This is a genomic window from Streptomyces sp. Q2 (genome assembly GCF_056820935.1).
Window position 1 is genome coordinate 1 of record NZ_JBXEJE010000090.1, and the last position, 13,033, is coordinate 13,033.

Genomic DNA, 13,033 nt, shown 5'->3' on the forward strand with positions numbered 1-13,033 from the left:
TGCTCGTCGAGCCCGGCCCGATCAACACCCCGTTCGGCGACCACAGCGTGCAGGGCGACACCCCCATGCCGCTCTACGCCTCGGGACGGCGCACCTTCGACGAGGTGCTGGCGAAGAACACCAGCGGCGGCGACGAACCCGCCACCGTCGCCAAGGTGATCGTCGCGGCGGCCACCGACAAGAACCCGAAACTGCGGCGCACCGCCGGCTCGACGGCCGCCGGCATCAGCGTGTTCCACCGCGTCCTTCCGGCCCGGATCTTCGACCGCATCGTCCGCAGGTTCAACCGGATGCCGAACTGACGCCCACCCTTCNGTCGCCAAGGTGATCGTCGCGGCGGCCACCGACAAGAACCCGAAACTGCGGCGCACCGCCGGCTCGACGGCCGCCGGCATCAGCGTGTTCCACCGCGTCCTTCCGGCCCGGATCTTCGACCGCATCGTCCGCAGGTTCAACCGGATGCCGAACTGACGCCCACCCTTCGCGCGCCCGACCCGGCCGAAAGCGACGGCGCCTCCGCGACGAGGTGACAGCGGATGCGCGGCGACCAGTTGTGAATCACCGACGGGGGCCCCGAGCCCCACGACCCGAAACTGCAGACCGCGAGGATCAACTCCCCGCTCTCCTCGCAGGCGCGGCACACTGACCTGACCTGACCTGACCAGCGGCAGCCAAGGCGCGAGCCCCGGCTGCGACGGAGGAACACATCGTGCGGTACACGAAAGAACACAAACAGGAGACACGGCAGCGGATCATCGCGACGGCCGGTCGTCGGCTCAAGCAGGACGGCATCGACGGCTCCGGAGTCGCCACGCTGATGAAGGACGCTGGCCTGACCAACGGCACCTTCTACGCCTACTTCCCCTCCAAGGACGCCCTCGTCGCCACCGCGGTCGCCGACCAGATGCGCGCCCAGCACGAGAACATCGTCGCCCAGGCGGCACCCGGCCGTGCCGGACTCGAACAGATCGTGCGCTGGTACTTCTCCCCCGAGCAGCGCGACAACATCGAGGACGGCTGCCCCAACGCCGCCCTGCTCGACGAGATCGCACGCTCCACGGATCCCACCCGGCAGGCCTACACCGACGGCGCACTGGTCCTCATCGACGGCTTCGCCGCCCGCCTGGCACCCCACGATCCACCCACGGCGCGACTGAAAGCACTCAGCCTCCTCGGCATGATGGCCGGGACACTGCAGCTCTCCCGTGCCCTCACCGACCGCCAACTCGCCGACCAACTCCTCGAACAGGGCATCCGCAACGCCCTCGCACTGCTGGATGCCGAGCAGCACAACTGAGACGCCATCCGCGTACCGATCAGAAGCTGGTCCGGTCGAACAAGGTCGACGGCTCCCTCGACAACCGCATCCGCGTCGCCGTCGAACCCGACACGGCTCCGCGTCTGATGGACGACGTGGTATCCGCCGCGCTATGGACGCCCGTCGAGATGCCGGCAACGGGTCATACCGACGTCTCACTGTCCGATCCGGTCCGCGAGAGTCTCACTCAGCTGCACGTCGGCCTTCCCATCGTCGGTGTCGCACCGGCTTCACCACCGTCCCGACTCTCGACGCGGCCACCCGCCGGGTGGCCAGACCATTCCACACACCCTCGACGAGGGGAAAGACCGAGGACCCGATGAGTGCCTTCCACCCCGATCTAAAACGAGGTCGCTTCATCCCCAACGTGTCCTACGGACGTCTGTCCTCGCGCATCGTGCGGAGCGTGAAGTGGCGCTCGACCGATCCAGGGCCGGACGTCACGGTCCAGGAGATCGTCGTGCCCGGACCGAAGAACGCACCCTCGGTCTCGCTGCGCGTCTTCCAGCCCACCGGCCTGACGACAGCGGCTCCGGCGCTGCTCTGGATACACGGAGGCGGGCTGATCTTCGGCGCACCCGAACAGGACGACCGTACGAACATCGCCTTCGCCCGCGAACTCGGCATCACCATCGCCGCGGTCCGCTACCGACTGGGACCGGACCATCCCGCGCCCGCCGCGGTCGAGGACGCCTACGCCGCACTGCGTGGCCTTGTCGAGCGCGCGGCCGACCTGCACATCGACATCGACCGCATCGCGATCGGCGGTGCCAGCGCCGGCGGCGGACTCGCCGCCGCCCTCGCCCTGCTCGCCCATGACCGGGCCGAGATCCGGCCGGTGTTCCAACTGCTCCTCTACCCCATGCTGGACGACCGCACGACGACGAGAACCGACCTGGACACCCGCACGATGCGCGTCTGGACGCCCAAGAGCAATCGGTACGGCTGGTCGTCCTACCTCGGCGACGCCGTCGCGGGCCCGGGCGTCTCCCCGTACGCGGCCGCAGCCCGCCGCGAGGATCTCACCGGTCTTCCTCCGGCCTGGATCGGCGTCGGCACCCTCGACCTCTTCCTCGACGAAGACGTCGAATACGCGCGCCGGCTCAGAGACAGCGGCGTCCCCTGCGACCTCGACGTCATCCCCGGCGCTTTCCACGGCTTCGACCTCGTGTTTCCCAAGGCCGAGGTCTCGCGGGAGTTCTGGCGTCGGCAGGCACGGGCGCTCAAGGGCGCACTGTGAGACCGACCGAAAGTGTCGGCACTGCTGACGCCCCGACCCGGACTGCGCGCCGTAGTCGCCCGCAAGTCCGAGGCCGGGCAGTGTCCGGGGCGGCCGGCGTGGGCCGTCGCGCACACTGCCGGCGCCAGCCGTCCCGGAGCGACTTGCCACCAGCCCCCGCGCTGGAGGCAAGCGTCTGACAGGGGTGGCGCCGTGTGATCGCGAGCGGATCTGATCGCGATCGTGGAGCACGATCAGACCGTCGCGAACCCCAGCACCAGCGGCGCCACGGCGACGAGCATGATGACAGCCGGAATGCCGATTCCCTTCGCGTCGCCTCCACGGACGTGCGTGATCACGGCGCCCATGAAGTACAGGACGACACCGATCGCCGCGATGCCCAACGGCCGGTAGACGATGCCGGCGAGCAGCCCCACAGCGCCCGCGATCTTGACCAGGCCGAGCGGCAAGAACCAGCTGTCGGGCACTCCGAGCGCCTTGTGCCCAAACTGCGGCCTGTGCCGCAGCACCGCCTCCGGCCGTCAGCTTTGGCGCTTGGTCTGTGTCCGCTCCGCGTCGGTGGGCTGCTGACCGGCTTCGTCGACGACGGCGTGTTCCAGCTCGGCCGCGCTGGACAGCAGGGTCCCGGCCTTTCCGTATGGGGCGTCCTTGGTCAGGTAGCTGCGGGAGCCCAGGAAGGCGAAGTCCTTCTCGTCGAAGACCCACTCGGTCCGGATGCCGTACCGCGTGTCATCGCGGGCGATACCGAGGCCCTTGCGGCCGATCGCGTCGCGAGCCTGAGGGGCCGGGGTGACACCCGGGATCTTCGCCGCGGCCCGGTAGAGGGCGGCGGCCGTACGGGGCGGCATCACCCCGCCGAGCAAAGATCCGATCTGCTCGAACACCGCCTGGTCACGTTCCCGTCCATCGGCCCGCGGGGTATTGGCGTACAGATAGGTCAGCAGCTTGTCGGGGTCGGTGGGCAGCGAGCTGAGCCAGCGATAGGTGGGCCGGTTGATACCGGCGGGTGTGCCCTCGGTGTCACCGAGTTCGGCGTTGATGGGGAACGTTTCACCGTCCTCCCGGACCAGGCCGAGCTTCCGCAGGGGCCCCGGCTCCTCAGCGGCCCACACTTCACGGTCCATCAGCGGGCTGAGGACGGCCTTCCCGCTGGTCAGGTCGGCCCCGCGGGTCTTCTCCCTGGTGTAAGCGAACTGGTCGTCGCGCACCGTGAGGCCGACGCGCGTCTCCGTGGCGTCGGAGATCCGGTCCAGGAGCGCGGCGGCGGGCTGCATGTCCGTGGCCGCACGGTGCGAGGCGGTGCCGGTGGGCACCGGGTCACCGCCGGTCAGCGCTATCCCCGCGGTCACCGCGCAGGCCAGGGCCAGAGCGGTCGCCGGCGCCAGGACCGCGGGCCGCAGCAGTCGGCGGGCCGGCCGGGTACGGGCGACCTGGTCGTGGTCGATGTGGTGCATCAGAAGGTCCCTGTGACGAAGGTGCTGCTCGCGCGGAAGGTCCCAGTCGGCCGGGGCCGGGAGCAGGCGGGCGATCTCCTCGCGGTCGCCGTGACGCTCCGGGGAAGCGCCAGTGGTGTCGTCGTTCATGTGAGCTCCTCCCGTACGGGCAGGGCCGCGATCGCGGCCGCACTTGTCATCTCTCCGCGGGTGGTGGGTGGTTCCCGGTCTTCTTCCGCGAGGTGAGCGAGCTTCTTGCGGGCCCGCGAAAGGCGGGACCGTACGGTTCCGACGGCGATGCCCAGCGCTTCGGCCGTCTGTTGGTAGTCCAGGCCGGACCACACGCACAAGGCCAGCACCTCCCGCTCCTGGCGCCGCAGCCGTCCCAGCGCGGTCTGCACGGCACGCAAGTACCGTGCGTCGTCGATGCGCCCGATCGTCCGAGGCGCGAAGTCCTCCTCCACACGTGGCTTCGGTTGACGCGCCAGGAACAACTGCCGCCTGCGGACTCCCCGGCGGGCGTTGTCCGCCTTGTGGGTGGCGATACCCAGCAGCCAGGGCAGCAGGGAGCCGCCGTCCTCCTGCACCCGCACGCGGGTGCGCCACGCGGTCAAGAACGTCTCGGACATGATCTCTTCGGCTGTCGACCAGTCGCCCGTCAATCGCAGCCCGTGGTTGTAGACGGCGCGGGCGAACTGCTCGTACAGCAGGGCGAACGCCTCTCGGTCCCCCTCGCGCACACGGCGACGCACATCGTTTTCTGAGTCCCTCACGACCACTTCTCTCCGCGACACAGGAGGAGTTCCTGTGGCCTGTGTCACGCATTGGTGCGAGCCCTACGCCGTAGAAGTCCGGAGGCACATCATAGGGAGGGGGCGAGGAGGCCCTCGGTGCGGTGCTGGTGCGACCTGTGGGGGCCGGATACTGGTCAGGCTCCGTGGCGCCGGCTCAGGACGCCAGCCACTCACGGTAGTGCGTAGGAGCGATGCGGGAACCCTCGGGCGCGATCAGGTCATCGTCCTTGACGGCGGCGAACATGCCGGCGGCGTCGTCGGTGACGACCCGGCGCTTCCCTTCCTTAGCCGCGAGGGTGACACGCCCCAGTTCGTCGAGGGGGAATCCCTCGGGGTCCGCGATGATCGGGGGGTACGCCGATGAGGAGGCCGTCTACACCGACCCGGTCGCCGTTGCCGTGTCCCGTGCGGTGAGAGCGGCGGAAGCGAGCCGGTGGGACGGGCCGGTTTCGGGTGACGTCGCCGACTGGGTACTCCTGGCCGAATGGCATGCAGGCATGGACGTGCAGGGCCGGGAGAGCGCCACCGTCCACTGGGTGATCCCACGCGAGGACCTGGCAGCGCGACGCTTCGACCGCGCGTTCACCTCGATTTTCTGGAACCCCTGACCTGTGCCTGGGGATCGCGGAGGAACTGGGCATCAGCCCCGGCGAGCTGGCGGGGCTGCACCTGCGGTTCGAGGTCGTTCCGGGTGCTCAAGCCCAGGTCGACTGGGGCGACGAAGCTAGTCTCGCATCCCGGGCCGCTACCCAGCAGGCGGCGGGCCCGGACGGGACACCGAGGCGGACATGATGAGACCGCCCATCACCGGTCGAGACCGCCGCTTTGCTCCAGGTCATCGCAGTGCGGCGCGAGCAGGCGTGCCGCAGACTTCCCGGGTGATCGTTCTGCAGCCCGTCCTGGAGATCTACGCCTCTGACGGCTTCACTCTCTGGCCTGTCGGGGAGTCTGCGCCGTACGGGTTGTGGACGAGAGGCGCGACTGGCTTGAGGTCGTCGACGGCAACGGCTGGGCCTCCTTCGGTCACGACCCCTCTCCGCTCGCTGAACGTGACGGCGAAGTCGTCCGATTGACCGTCGACGCCGAGCACGACAACAGCCCCGTGATCGAGCTACCCGTCACCGACCTGCGTCGCCTGCTTGCTGGCGCAGAGCGCGACCTGATCGGCTTCCTCCATCTAGCCGCCGCTTGGGCCGCCCTGCACCTACGTGATTACGCCACCCCTGTCACCGCCGCCCTCGGCCGTGCTCTGGACCTGCCCGCACCGGAGATACCGCCGAACCCGTAGGGCTCGTGCTGACGCACAACTTCGGATGCATGGGCAGCGGCCCTTAGCCTCGGGCTTTCACGAGCGGTGCCGTGTACCGCTTACTCAGAGACGCGAGAAGTGCTCCTGACCCGCAACGATGAGACCTGTGGAGGGTCCTGGCCGTTGCTGTCGAAGGAGAACTTCCCAGGTGGAGACCGCATGTCCGCGTCCAGCGCCACGGGTGGGATCGGACGGGTGGGGTGCTGCTGGTTGAGACAGTCCGCAGTACGGGCCCGCATCAGGCGATAATGATCGTTAGCTGCCTGTGCATATCACTTGGGGGGTTTCGTGAGTCTGAGTCCGCGCGAGGTGTTTCTCCAGCTTGTTCATGGGGTCGCCGACGGGAACTTAAGCGAGTTGCCTGACTTGTATGGCGAGGTCACCGATGTCCGGCATCCGATGGCGACGCCGGAGTCTGAGCCGTTGACAAGTCGGCGTGCGCTCCGAGAGCACTTCACGGTGCCGCCGGAAGTTCGGGAATCCTTGCCGAAGAGGAGTGTCGTCGATGTCGTCGTTCACGAGACCGCCGATCCTGAAGTGATCGTCGCCGAGTTCGCCTACGAGTTCACGTTGCCGGACGACTCCATGGCCAAGGTGCCCTGCATCTTCGTCATGCGTGTGCGGGACGGTCAAATCATCGAGTCTCGCGACTACATCGACCCGATCCGTACGTACACGGCACGCGGGGACCTCGACCACCTCATCGCGTCGTTGCGCAAAGGCGTTTCCTAACCTCGCGCTTTCACGGAGCAGAGCGTCCGGTAGGTGATCAGAAACGCGGATAGTGCTCTTGACCTGCAACGATGCGACTTGTCCAGGGTCCAGGTCGTCGCGTGAAAGAAGCGCTCTCCAGGTGAAGAAGCGTATCGGGTCCTACCCGCGTGCCCGTACCGAAGGCGGGGGTCGCGGGGTGGTCTCCCAGGCCGGCGGTGTGCTGCTGGTGGAGACGATCCGCAAGGCCGGCCCGGACAGGGCGATATCGGCGGCGTTGGCGCCGTGGCGCAAGGCGCGGGCGGTGCATGATCCGGGCAAGGTCCTGCTTGATGTGGCGCTCGCGGTCGCACTGGGCGGGCACTGCCTGGCGTATGTGGGCATGCTTCGGGCCGAGCCTGCGGTGTTTGGGCCGGTGGCCTCCGATCCGACGGTGTCCCGGTTGATCGACACCCTCCCGTCGGGCGGGGATCGGGCCCTGACGGCGATCCGTACTGCCCGGGCCGAAGTACGTGACTACGTCTGGACGTTGGCCGGTCAGGCAGCTCCGGATGCCGACGGCCGAGTACGCCGACGGCTGCGTGGTCACCATGCCCACCCGCGCGTTGGAGTTCGGCTACCCACTCCGGACTCGGTCCGTCGGCGTGCACTTCAAGCCGTGGGGGCTGGCGCTATTCCTGCCGTTGCCCGCGGCCGAGCTGTGTGACCGGCCGGTGACGGTAGATCAGGTTTGGGGCCGGCCCGCCATTGCTGAGCTGCGAGACCGGCTGGCCATGGCGGACGGACCGCACGAGATGCTGACGCTGCTCGAGGAGGGGCTAATACGACGGCTGTGCGAGACCGCCGGCCTGGGACTGGTCCGTCATACGAGCAGCGGCATCGCGGCGACCAGCGGGGCGGTGGCGATCGGCGACCTGAGGGTGGCAGCCGGTGTCAGGGGCTCATCGGCGTCACGCCGAAGCGGCTGGCCCGCACCTACCGCTTCGCCGCCACCGTGTTCGCGATCAACCCCGCCGGACCGATCGACTGGGGGGACCTCGCCGGTGGGCAGGCTACTTCGACCAGGCCCACTTCGGCCACGAGTTCCGGGCGTTCACCGGGCTCACGCCGGCCCGGTACGTCGAAGTCCGGCGGCGGTTCCTGCGCGAATATCCCGGCCACGTGCTGGACAGCTGGCCGCTGCCGGCTGATTGATTTCTTACAAGAGCGACAGCTCACGACACGCTAATTTGAGGGCACCCCAATGCAGAGGAGAGCCCCGTGGGCAAGGTGGTCATGTACAGCTCGGTGTCGGTGGACGGTTTCGTCGCGGACGAGAATGACCAGCCCGGACCGCTGTTCGACTGGTTGTCCAGCGGTGACGTCCCGTTGGACGAGAGCGGCGAGGTGAAGGTGTCGCAGACGTCCTACGACTACACCCGGCCGTACTGGGACCAGATCGGGGCGACACTCGTTGGCCGCCACGTCTTCGACATGACGGACGGCTGGGACGGAAAGCCTCCGGGCGGGATCGACCACGTGGTCGTCGTGACGCACCGGCCGCAGCCCGGGGGCTGGGACCCCAAGGCGCCGTTTCACTTCGTCAACGGCGTCGAGGCAGCCGTGGCCAAGGCGCAGGAGCTTGCGGGTGAACGCATCGTCGAGGTCGCCGCCGGCGACGTCGGTGGCCAGGTACTTGCCGCGGGCCTGGTCGACGAGGTGCGCATGGACGTCGTACCCGTCGTGTTCGGGTCCGGCAAGCGCTACTTCGGGTCGGTCGACGCGCAGCACCTGTTGGAGGATCCTGACGTGGTGATTCAGGGCAACCGGGTGCTTCACCTGCGCTATCGGGTGCGCCGTTGACCGATCTGCGGGGTCTTCCTGCGCACCGCAGCGTCGGCACGAGCCCTCGGTGCCGTGATCGGCCTCCCGGGCCCGGTACGCCAGGACCGCGCGATCGGGCTCCAGACACTGGCCGACCACGACCAGGCCGAAATCATCCGGGCGGCAGAACGTGGTCAGGTCAGGGCAGCCGAAGGTAGCGTCAGGCGCGTCGAGTCTTCCAGATGGGCGGCGTAGGAACCTCCATCCTCGGAAGACCTCGACACCTACCCCGGGACCGACGCGCCAGCCGCCATCCAACCAGCGACTACACCCTCAACTGTGAAGAGCCGGATTGCCGCGCTACGCGCCATGTCGACTGGTGGCGCGCTGTGTCGGCGTCTCGGCTACCGGGCTACCGTTCGTCTCCCGCGTCCATGAGTTCTTCAGCGTCTGATGCCTGTTCCCATCCTGAGCTGCCCCTTTGCCCAGCTCAGGATTCGAACGGTGCTGCCGCAGACGCTCGAAGCGCGAAGTCGCTGACACGCTTCGGCGGCGGTGGGAAAGTGGCGCTCAGGGCTGCGATCCGACCCCGGTGACCAGTTGATGGCGCTGCTGACCGTCAGTGCCGAGATGATCAGTCGCGCTGGGCCTCGCGGGAGGCCGGCTGCCCGCTCCGGGGGAGCTTCGGCGGGTCATGCGCCCAGGGGATGAGAAACGAGTTGCAAAGAAGCGATCAAGGTTGAGGCCCCTTCGACGGGAAAGCGGCCCCGTCTGACGGCCGGACCGCTCGGTGTCTTGGATTCGAGCACCGTCACACCGCGCTCGGCAGGTCGACGCCAGAACGGCGAGGGCCCGCGCTGGGGGTTATCCCCCGTTCCGATCTTGGGGTGCGCCGGATCGCGCCCCGTTGGGGGCGAAACTAGCGTCCAGCCATGACTTCGACCCTGCGAAAGCACCTGGCCATGGCACTCGGTGTCGCTACGCTGCTCACCGCCGAGGTGGTCCCCGCCGTTGCCCAGCCCGCCGCCCCCTCCCCTGTTGAGCAATTACGCCGGGACACCGAGGCGATCCACGCCCTCGGTATCAGCGGGGTACAGGCCCGCGTGATCGCGCCTGACGGCAGGCAGTCGGTCGCCACCAGCGGTACCGCCGACCTGGACACCGGCCGCCCGGTCCCTTCCAACGGCTACTTCCGCATGGCCAGCACGTCCAAGACGCTGGTCGCCACCGTAATCCTCCAACTCGAGGCCGAGGGCAGGCTGTCACTGAACGACACGGTCGACCACTGGCTGCCCGCACTAGTGCAAGGCAACGGCAACAACGGCAGCCAGATCTCCATCCGCCAACTGCTCCAGCACACCAGCGGCATCCGCGACGACCTGCCCGGATACACCACGCCGAAGGAGTACTACCAGCAGCGCCACAACGTCTACGAACCCATGCAGCTGGTCGACCTCGCCATGGCCCACGAGCCGGAGGACTTCCTGCCCGGCGAGGGCTGGGCGTACTCCAACACCGGCTACGTCCTGCTCGGCATGATCATCCAGAAGGCCACCGGTCGACCCGCCCACCAAGAGATCGAAGACCGCATCCTGCGCCCGCTCGGCCTCAAGCAGACCCGGTGGATGGGTACCTCGCCCATCCTGCCCCGGCCCCACGCCCAGGCCTACCAGCTCTTCGGCCCCGGTTCCCGAGTGGACGTCACCGATCAAATACCGGTGGACTACGAGAACCTTGCCTGGGTCACAACCACGCGGGACGAGAACCGCCTTCTCCGCGCGCTGCTCGACGGCCGCCTGCTACCGGCACGGCAGCTGGCCAAGATGAAGCAGACCGTCGCCGTGAGCGCGGAGGTCCAAAAGCTGTGGCCCGGCGGCCGATACGGGCTCGGCCTGGTCGAACGCCCCCTGAGCTGCGGAGGAACCTACTGGAGCCACGAAGGCGGGGACGGCGGCTACATCACCCTCAACGGCGTCACCGACGACGGCAGGCGAAGCGCCGTGGTCTCCATGTCCGAGGCACGCGGCGACACCCTGCAGCACATAATGGAGCAGGAGAACGCGGCCAGCGTCCTGATCGACCACGCACTGTGTGCCGGGGACCCCAGCACCCCGTGAGCGAGGCGTCCACGCGGTGCGCGGTGAGCTCAGCGCGGCGCTCGCTGATGCCGCAGTCAGCGCTGCGCACCCCCTCGCCTCCCATGGCCCTTTTTCAGCTCACCCCGGCCACCCCGTCTTCGCCGTTCAAAGTGCCCCTGTCGGCCCCACGACGCGCCCGCCTGGGTGAGGCGGCAGTGTGTCGTCGGTGAAGACGGGCATGCCGAGGTCGACCAACTGTGGCCGGCCATCGGTCGTGGCCCGCATGAGGCTGTTGAGCTTGGCCATCGCGTCGTGAAACTGAACCTGGAGTCCTTCGACCTCGCCGAGCCAGCCGTTTACGCGGGCTTCGGTGATGCGCTCCAGGAGGTTCTGGTTGATCTCGATGAGGTGGGCCACTGGCCGGGGGGCCAACGGGAGAAACGGGGCAGAGAATGCAGGCTCTCCTGAACTTGGGGCCGTTCCGTCCCAAAGCCTCTGGTCTGCAGCTCTCTGAAACCGAATTGGTGATGCCAGAGGAATCGCACGGAGACGTTCCGGAGAGCGAGAGTCGCTCCGCCTGCTGCCTCAGTACTGTTGCTCCGCATGACCGACACCGAGATCGAGATCACCGCAGACCTGGTCCGCGATCTGCTGCAGGAGCAGCATCCAGACCTTGCAGGGCTGGCCATCCGTGAGGTGGCGGGCGGCTGGGGCAACCAAATGTGGCGCCTTGGGGACGAGTTGGCCGTGCGCATGCAGCGCATGGACCCCACCCCGGAACTCCAGCTCAAGGAGCGGCGGTGGCTACCCGTGCTGGCTCCGAGCCTGCCGCTCCCGGTGCCGACCCCGGTGCGGTTCGGCGAACCGTCCGAGCGCTTCCCCAAGCACTGGACCGTGATGACGTGGGTTCCCGGCGAGCCGCTGGACCAGGCGTCGATCAGCCGCGGCGCCCACGCGGCCGACACGCTGGCCGCTTTCCTCCGGGCGCTCCATGTGGAGGCGCCTGCCGAGGCGCCGATCGCTAGGGACCGCGGCGGCCATCCCAGGAACTGCACGGACGGCTTCGAGAACTTCTTCCAGGCCGTTGCCCTCGACGACATCGCTGCCGACGTCCGGGCCGTCTGGGACGACGCCGTTGCGGCCCACGCGTGGGAGGGCCCGCCGGTGTGGGTGCACGGCGACCTCCATCCCGCGAACGTCGTCGTCTCGGACGGAACGCTCTCGGGCATCGTCGACTTCGGTGATATGTTCGCCGGCGATCCGGCGTGGGACCTCGCCGCCGCATGGGTGCTGCTACCCGCGGGCACGGCCTCACGGTTCTTCGACATGTACGCGCATGCAGACGAGGCGGCGATCCGGCGCGCCCGTGGGCTGGCCGCTATGAAGAGTCTCTTCCTGATGCTCATGGGGCAGAACGGAGATCGGGGCCTTCCCGGCGGCAAGCCGAACTGGGGGCCTGTAGGCCGTACGGCACTTGATCGTGTTCTGAAGGGCGTTTGATGCCCGCTTCTTTGAACTCGTTCTCGATCTTGGGTGAGGGCCATACGACAGCCCACCTTCGTGGGTTCATCGAACACCACGCGTGGTGGGGATGCCAAGGTCCACGGCCGTTGATGTGGCGCTTTCGGTATACGGCGAACTCGAGCGCCAAGAGCTGACGGTCACAGCCGACTCCGCGGTCGAGCGCCTCGGTAGGGAACTGCCTGACTCTGGAGTGGTGGTCTTCAGGGATGCGGCGTCGGCGCTCGGTTGCGGACGAGAGCTTCAAGCCGGGCTCGACGACGACCGGAGCACGGGTCGTCCAACGGACGCGAGACGCGGGGACCAGGACCCCATGCGACGGGCGCGCTGGATGCCCCCTGATCCGCTTGGATGTCACCGCCGACTTCGCAACGCGAAGCCATCAAGCAATGGGGCGCAACCACAGTGGACTTGCTCAAAAACGTACTGGCCGACAACGACTACCCCGGCCGCGGCGTGCTGTGGTGCACAACCGGCGACGGCACCGCGCTCGGCGCCTACTTCCTCACCGGGCGCAGCCCCGCCTCCCAGGCCCGCACCCTGCACCGCACCTCCGCAGGCGAACTGATCGTCACTCCCTGCGACGTGCGCGAACATGACCACCTCCGGCACTACGTCGCCGCCCGTCAAAGTCCAAACGGGCTGGTCTTCGGCAACGGTGAACAGGTCTCCACCGTGGCCGACCGACGCGCCTCCGGACAGGCTCCGCTCCTGGCCCTGGACGGACTGGACTACGAACCCGACCCGCTGTCCAGGTACTCGTGTGAGTGCACCACCGAGTACGAAGTTATGTGCACCACTCGTTAGGCCACGTCGGTCTCCCGCT

The 13,033-nt window shown here is 68.1% G+C and carries 15 protein-coding genes and 3 pseudogenes; 12 read left to right on the forward strand and 6 right to left on the reverse strand.

Features of this window, described 5'->3' with window-relative positions; genetic code table 11:
• The 4 genes from ACWBNA_RS47300 to ACWBNA_RS47315 form a co-directional block, all read left to right on the forward strand.
• On the forward strand, positions 1 to 302 hold a 302-nt coding region (locus ACWBNA_RS47300; RefSeq protein ID WP_482710794.1), incomplete at its 5' end, for a Rossmann-fold NAD(P)-binding domain-containing protein.
• Between the two features lie 22 nt (positions 303 to 324).
• Positions 325 to 471, forward strand: a complete 147-nt coding sequence (locus ACWBNA_RS47305; protein WP_482710795.1) for a hypothetical protein — start codon at positions 325 to 327, stop codon at positions 469 to 471.
• 235 nt (positions 472 to 706) lie between these two features.
• Positions 707 to 1,297 (forward strand): TetR/AcrR family transcriptional regulator, encoded by a 591-nt coding sequence (locus tag ACWBNA_RS47310; protein WP_482710807.1) that lies wholly within the window; start codon positions 707 to 709, stop codon positions 1,295 to 1,297.
• A gap of 427 nt (positions 1,298 to 1,724) precedes the next feature.
• The gene (locus tag ACWBNA_RS47315; protein ID WP_482710796.1) at positions 1,725 to 2,558 is read left to right on the forward strand and encodes an alpha/beta hydrolase; all 834 of its coding nucleotides are present in this window, start codon (positions 1,725 to 1,727) and stop codon (positions 2,556 to 2,558) included.
• A gap of 233 nt (positions 2,559 to 2,791) precedes the next feature.
• On the opposite strand, the gene ACWBNA_RS47320 is transcribed toward ACWBNA_RS47315, so the two are convergent.
• The 4 genes and pseudogenes from ACWBNA_RS47320 to ACWBNA_RS47335 form a co-directional block, all read right to left on the reverse strand.
• Entirely contained in the window at positions 2,792 to 3,025 is a 234-nt protein-coding gene (locus ACWBNA_RS47320) for a DoxX family protein (protein WP_482710797.1), read from the reverse strand.
• 54 nt (positions 3,026 to 3,079) lie between these two features.
• Complete coding sequence (locus ACWBNA_RS47325; RefSeq protein ID WP_482710798.1) at positions 3,080 to 4,141, reverse strand: CU044_5270 family protein; 1,062 nt, start codon at positions 4,139 to 4,141, stop codon at positions 3,080 to 3,082.
• The gene (locus ACWBNA_RS47330; RefSeq protein WP_482710808.1) at positions 4,138 to 4,743 is read right to left on the reverse strand and encodes an RNA polymerase sigma factor; all 606 of its coding nucleotides are present in this window, start codon (positions 4,741 to 4,743) and stop codon (positions 4,138 to 4,140) included. The genes ACWBNA_RS47325 and ACWBNA_RS47330 overlap by 4 nt, the downstream gene beginning before the upstream one ends.
• A gap of 196 nt (positions 4,744 to 4,939) precedes the next feature.
• Positions 4,940 to 5,128, reverse strand: a pseudogene (locus ACWBNA_RS47335) (LysR family transcriptional regulator); the annotation flags it as partial.
• Here ACWBNA_RS47335 and ACWBNA_RS47340 point away from each other — a divergent pair.
• The 5 genes and pseudogenes from ACWBNA_RS47340 (at position 5,127) to ACWBNA_RS47360 (ending at position 8,647) form a co-directional block, all read left to right on the forward strand.
• Complete coding sequence (locus ACWBNA_RS47340; RefSeq protein WP_482710799.1) at positions 5,127 to 5,393, forward strand: hypothetical protein; 267 nt, start codon at positions 5,127 to 5,129, stop codon at positions 5,391 to 5,393. The pseudogene ACWBNA_RS47335 and the gene ACWBNA_RS47340 sit on opposite strands and share 2 nt — an antisense overlap.
• 356 nt (positions 5,394 to 5,749) lie before the next feature.
• Complete coding sequence (locus ACWBNA_RS47345; protein WP_482710800.1) at positions 5,750 to 6,073, forward strand: hypothetical protein; 324 nt, start codon at positions 5,750 to 5,752, stop codon at positions 6,071 to 6,073.
• 309 nt (positions 6,074 to 6,382) lie between these two features.
• Positions 6,383 to 6,826, forward strand: coding sequence for a nuclear transport factor 2 family protein (locus ACWBNA_RS47350; RefSeq protein WP_482710801.1), 444 nt, complete (start codon positions 6,383 to 6,385; stop codon positions 6,824 to 6,826).
• Between the two features lie 121 nt (positions 6,827 to 6,947).
• Positions 6,948 to 7,373: pseudogene (locus tag ACWBNA_RS47355) on the forward strand (transposase); the annotation flags it as partial.
• A 692-nt stretch (positions 7,374 to 8,065) separates the two neighbouring features.
• Positions 8,066 to 8,647, forward strand: coding sequence for a dihydrofolate reductase family protein (locus tag ACWBNA_RS47360; protein WP_482710802.1), 582 nt, complete (start codon positions 8,066 to 8,068; stop codon positions 8,645 to 8,647).
• On the opposite strand, the pseudogene ACWBNA_RS47365 reads toward ACWBNA_RS47360, so the two are convergent.
• Positions 8,636 to 8,806: pseudogene (locus ACWBNA_RS47365) on the reverse strand (ISL3 family transposase); the annotation flags it as partial. The gene ACWBNA_RS47360 and the pseudogene ACWBNA_RS47365 overlap by 12 nt on opposite strands.
• A gap of 734 nt (positions 8,807 to 9,540) precedes the next feature.
• On the opposite strand from ACWBNA_RS47365, the gene ACWBNA_RS47370 reads away from it, so the two are divergent.
• Entirely contained in the window at positions 9,541 to 10,725 is a 1,185-nt protein-coding gene (locus tag ACWBNA_RS47370; protein WP_482710803.1) for a serine hydrolase domain-containing protein, read from the forward strand.
• 126 nt (positions 10,726 to 10,851) lie between these two features.
• Here ACWBNA_RS47370 and ACWBNA_RS47375 read toward each other — a convergent pair whose 3' ends face one another.
• Positions 10,852 to 11,103: a hypothetical protein gene (locus tag ACWBNA_RS47375; protein WP_482710804.1), complete on the reverse strand. Its 252-nt coding sequence runs from the start codon at positions 11,101 to 11,103 to the stop codon at positions 10,852 to 10,854.
• A gap of 186 nt (positions 11,104 to 11,289) precedes the next feature.
• Between ACWBNA_RS47375 and ACWBNA_RS47380 the strand changes: the two genes are divergently transcribed.
• Together ACWBNA_RS47380 and ACWBNA_RS47385 are read left to right on the forward strand one after the other, a co-directional pair.
• On the forward strand, positions 11,290 to 12,186 hold the full coding sequence (locus ACWBNA_RS47380) for an aminoglycoside phosphotransferase family protein (protein ID WP_482710805.1): 897 nt from the start codon (positions 11,290 to 11,292) through the stop codon (positions 12,184 to 12,186).
• 426 nt (positions 12,187 to 12,612) lie between these two features.
• Positions 12,613 to 13,014: an IMP cyclohydrolase gene (locus tag ACWBNA_RS47385; protein ID WP_482710806.1), complete on the forward strand. Its 402-nt coding sequence runs from the start codon at positions 12,613 to 12,615 to the stop codon at positions 13,012 to 13,014.
• Positions 13,015 to 13,033 lie beyond the last annotated feature (19 nt).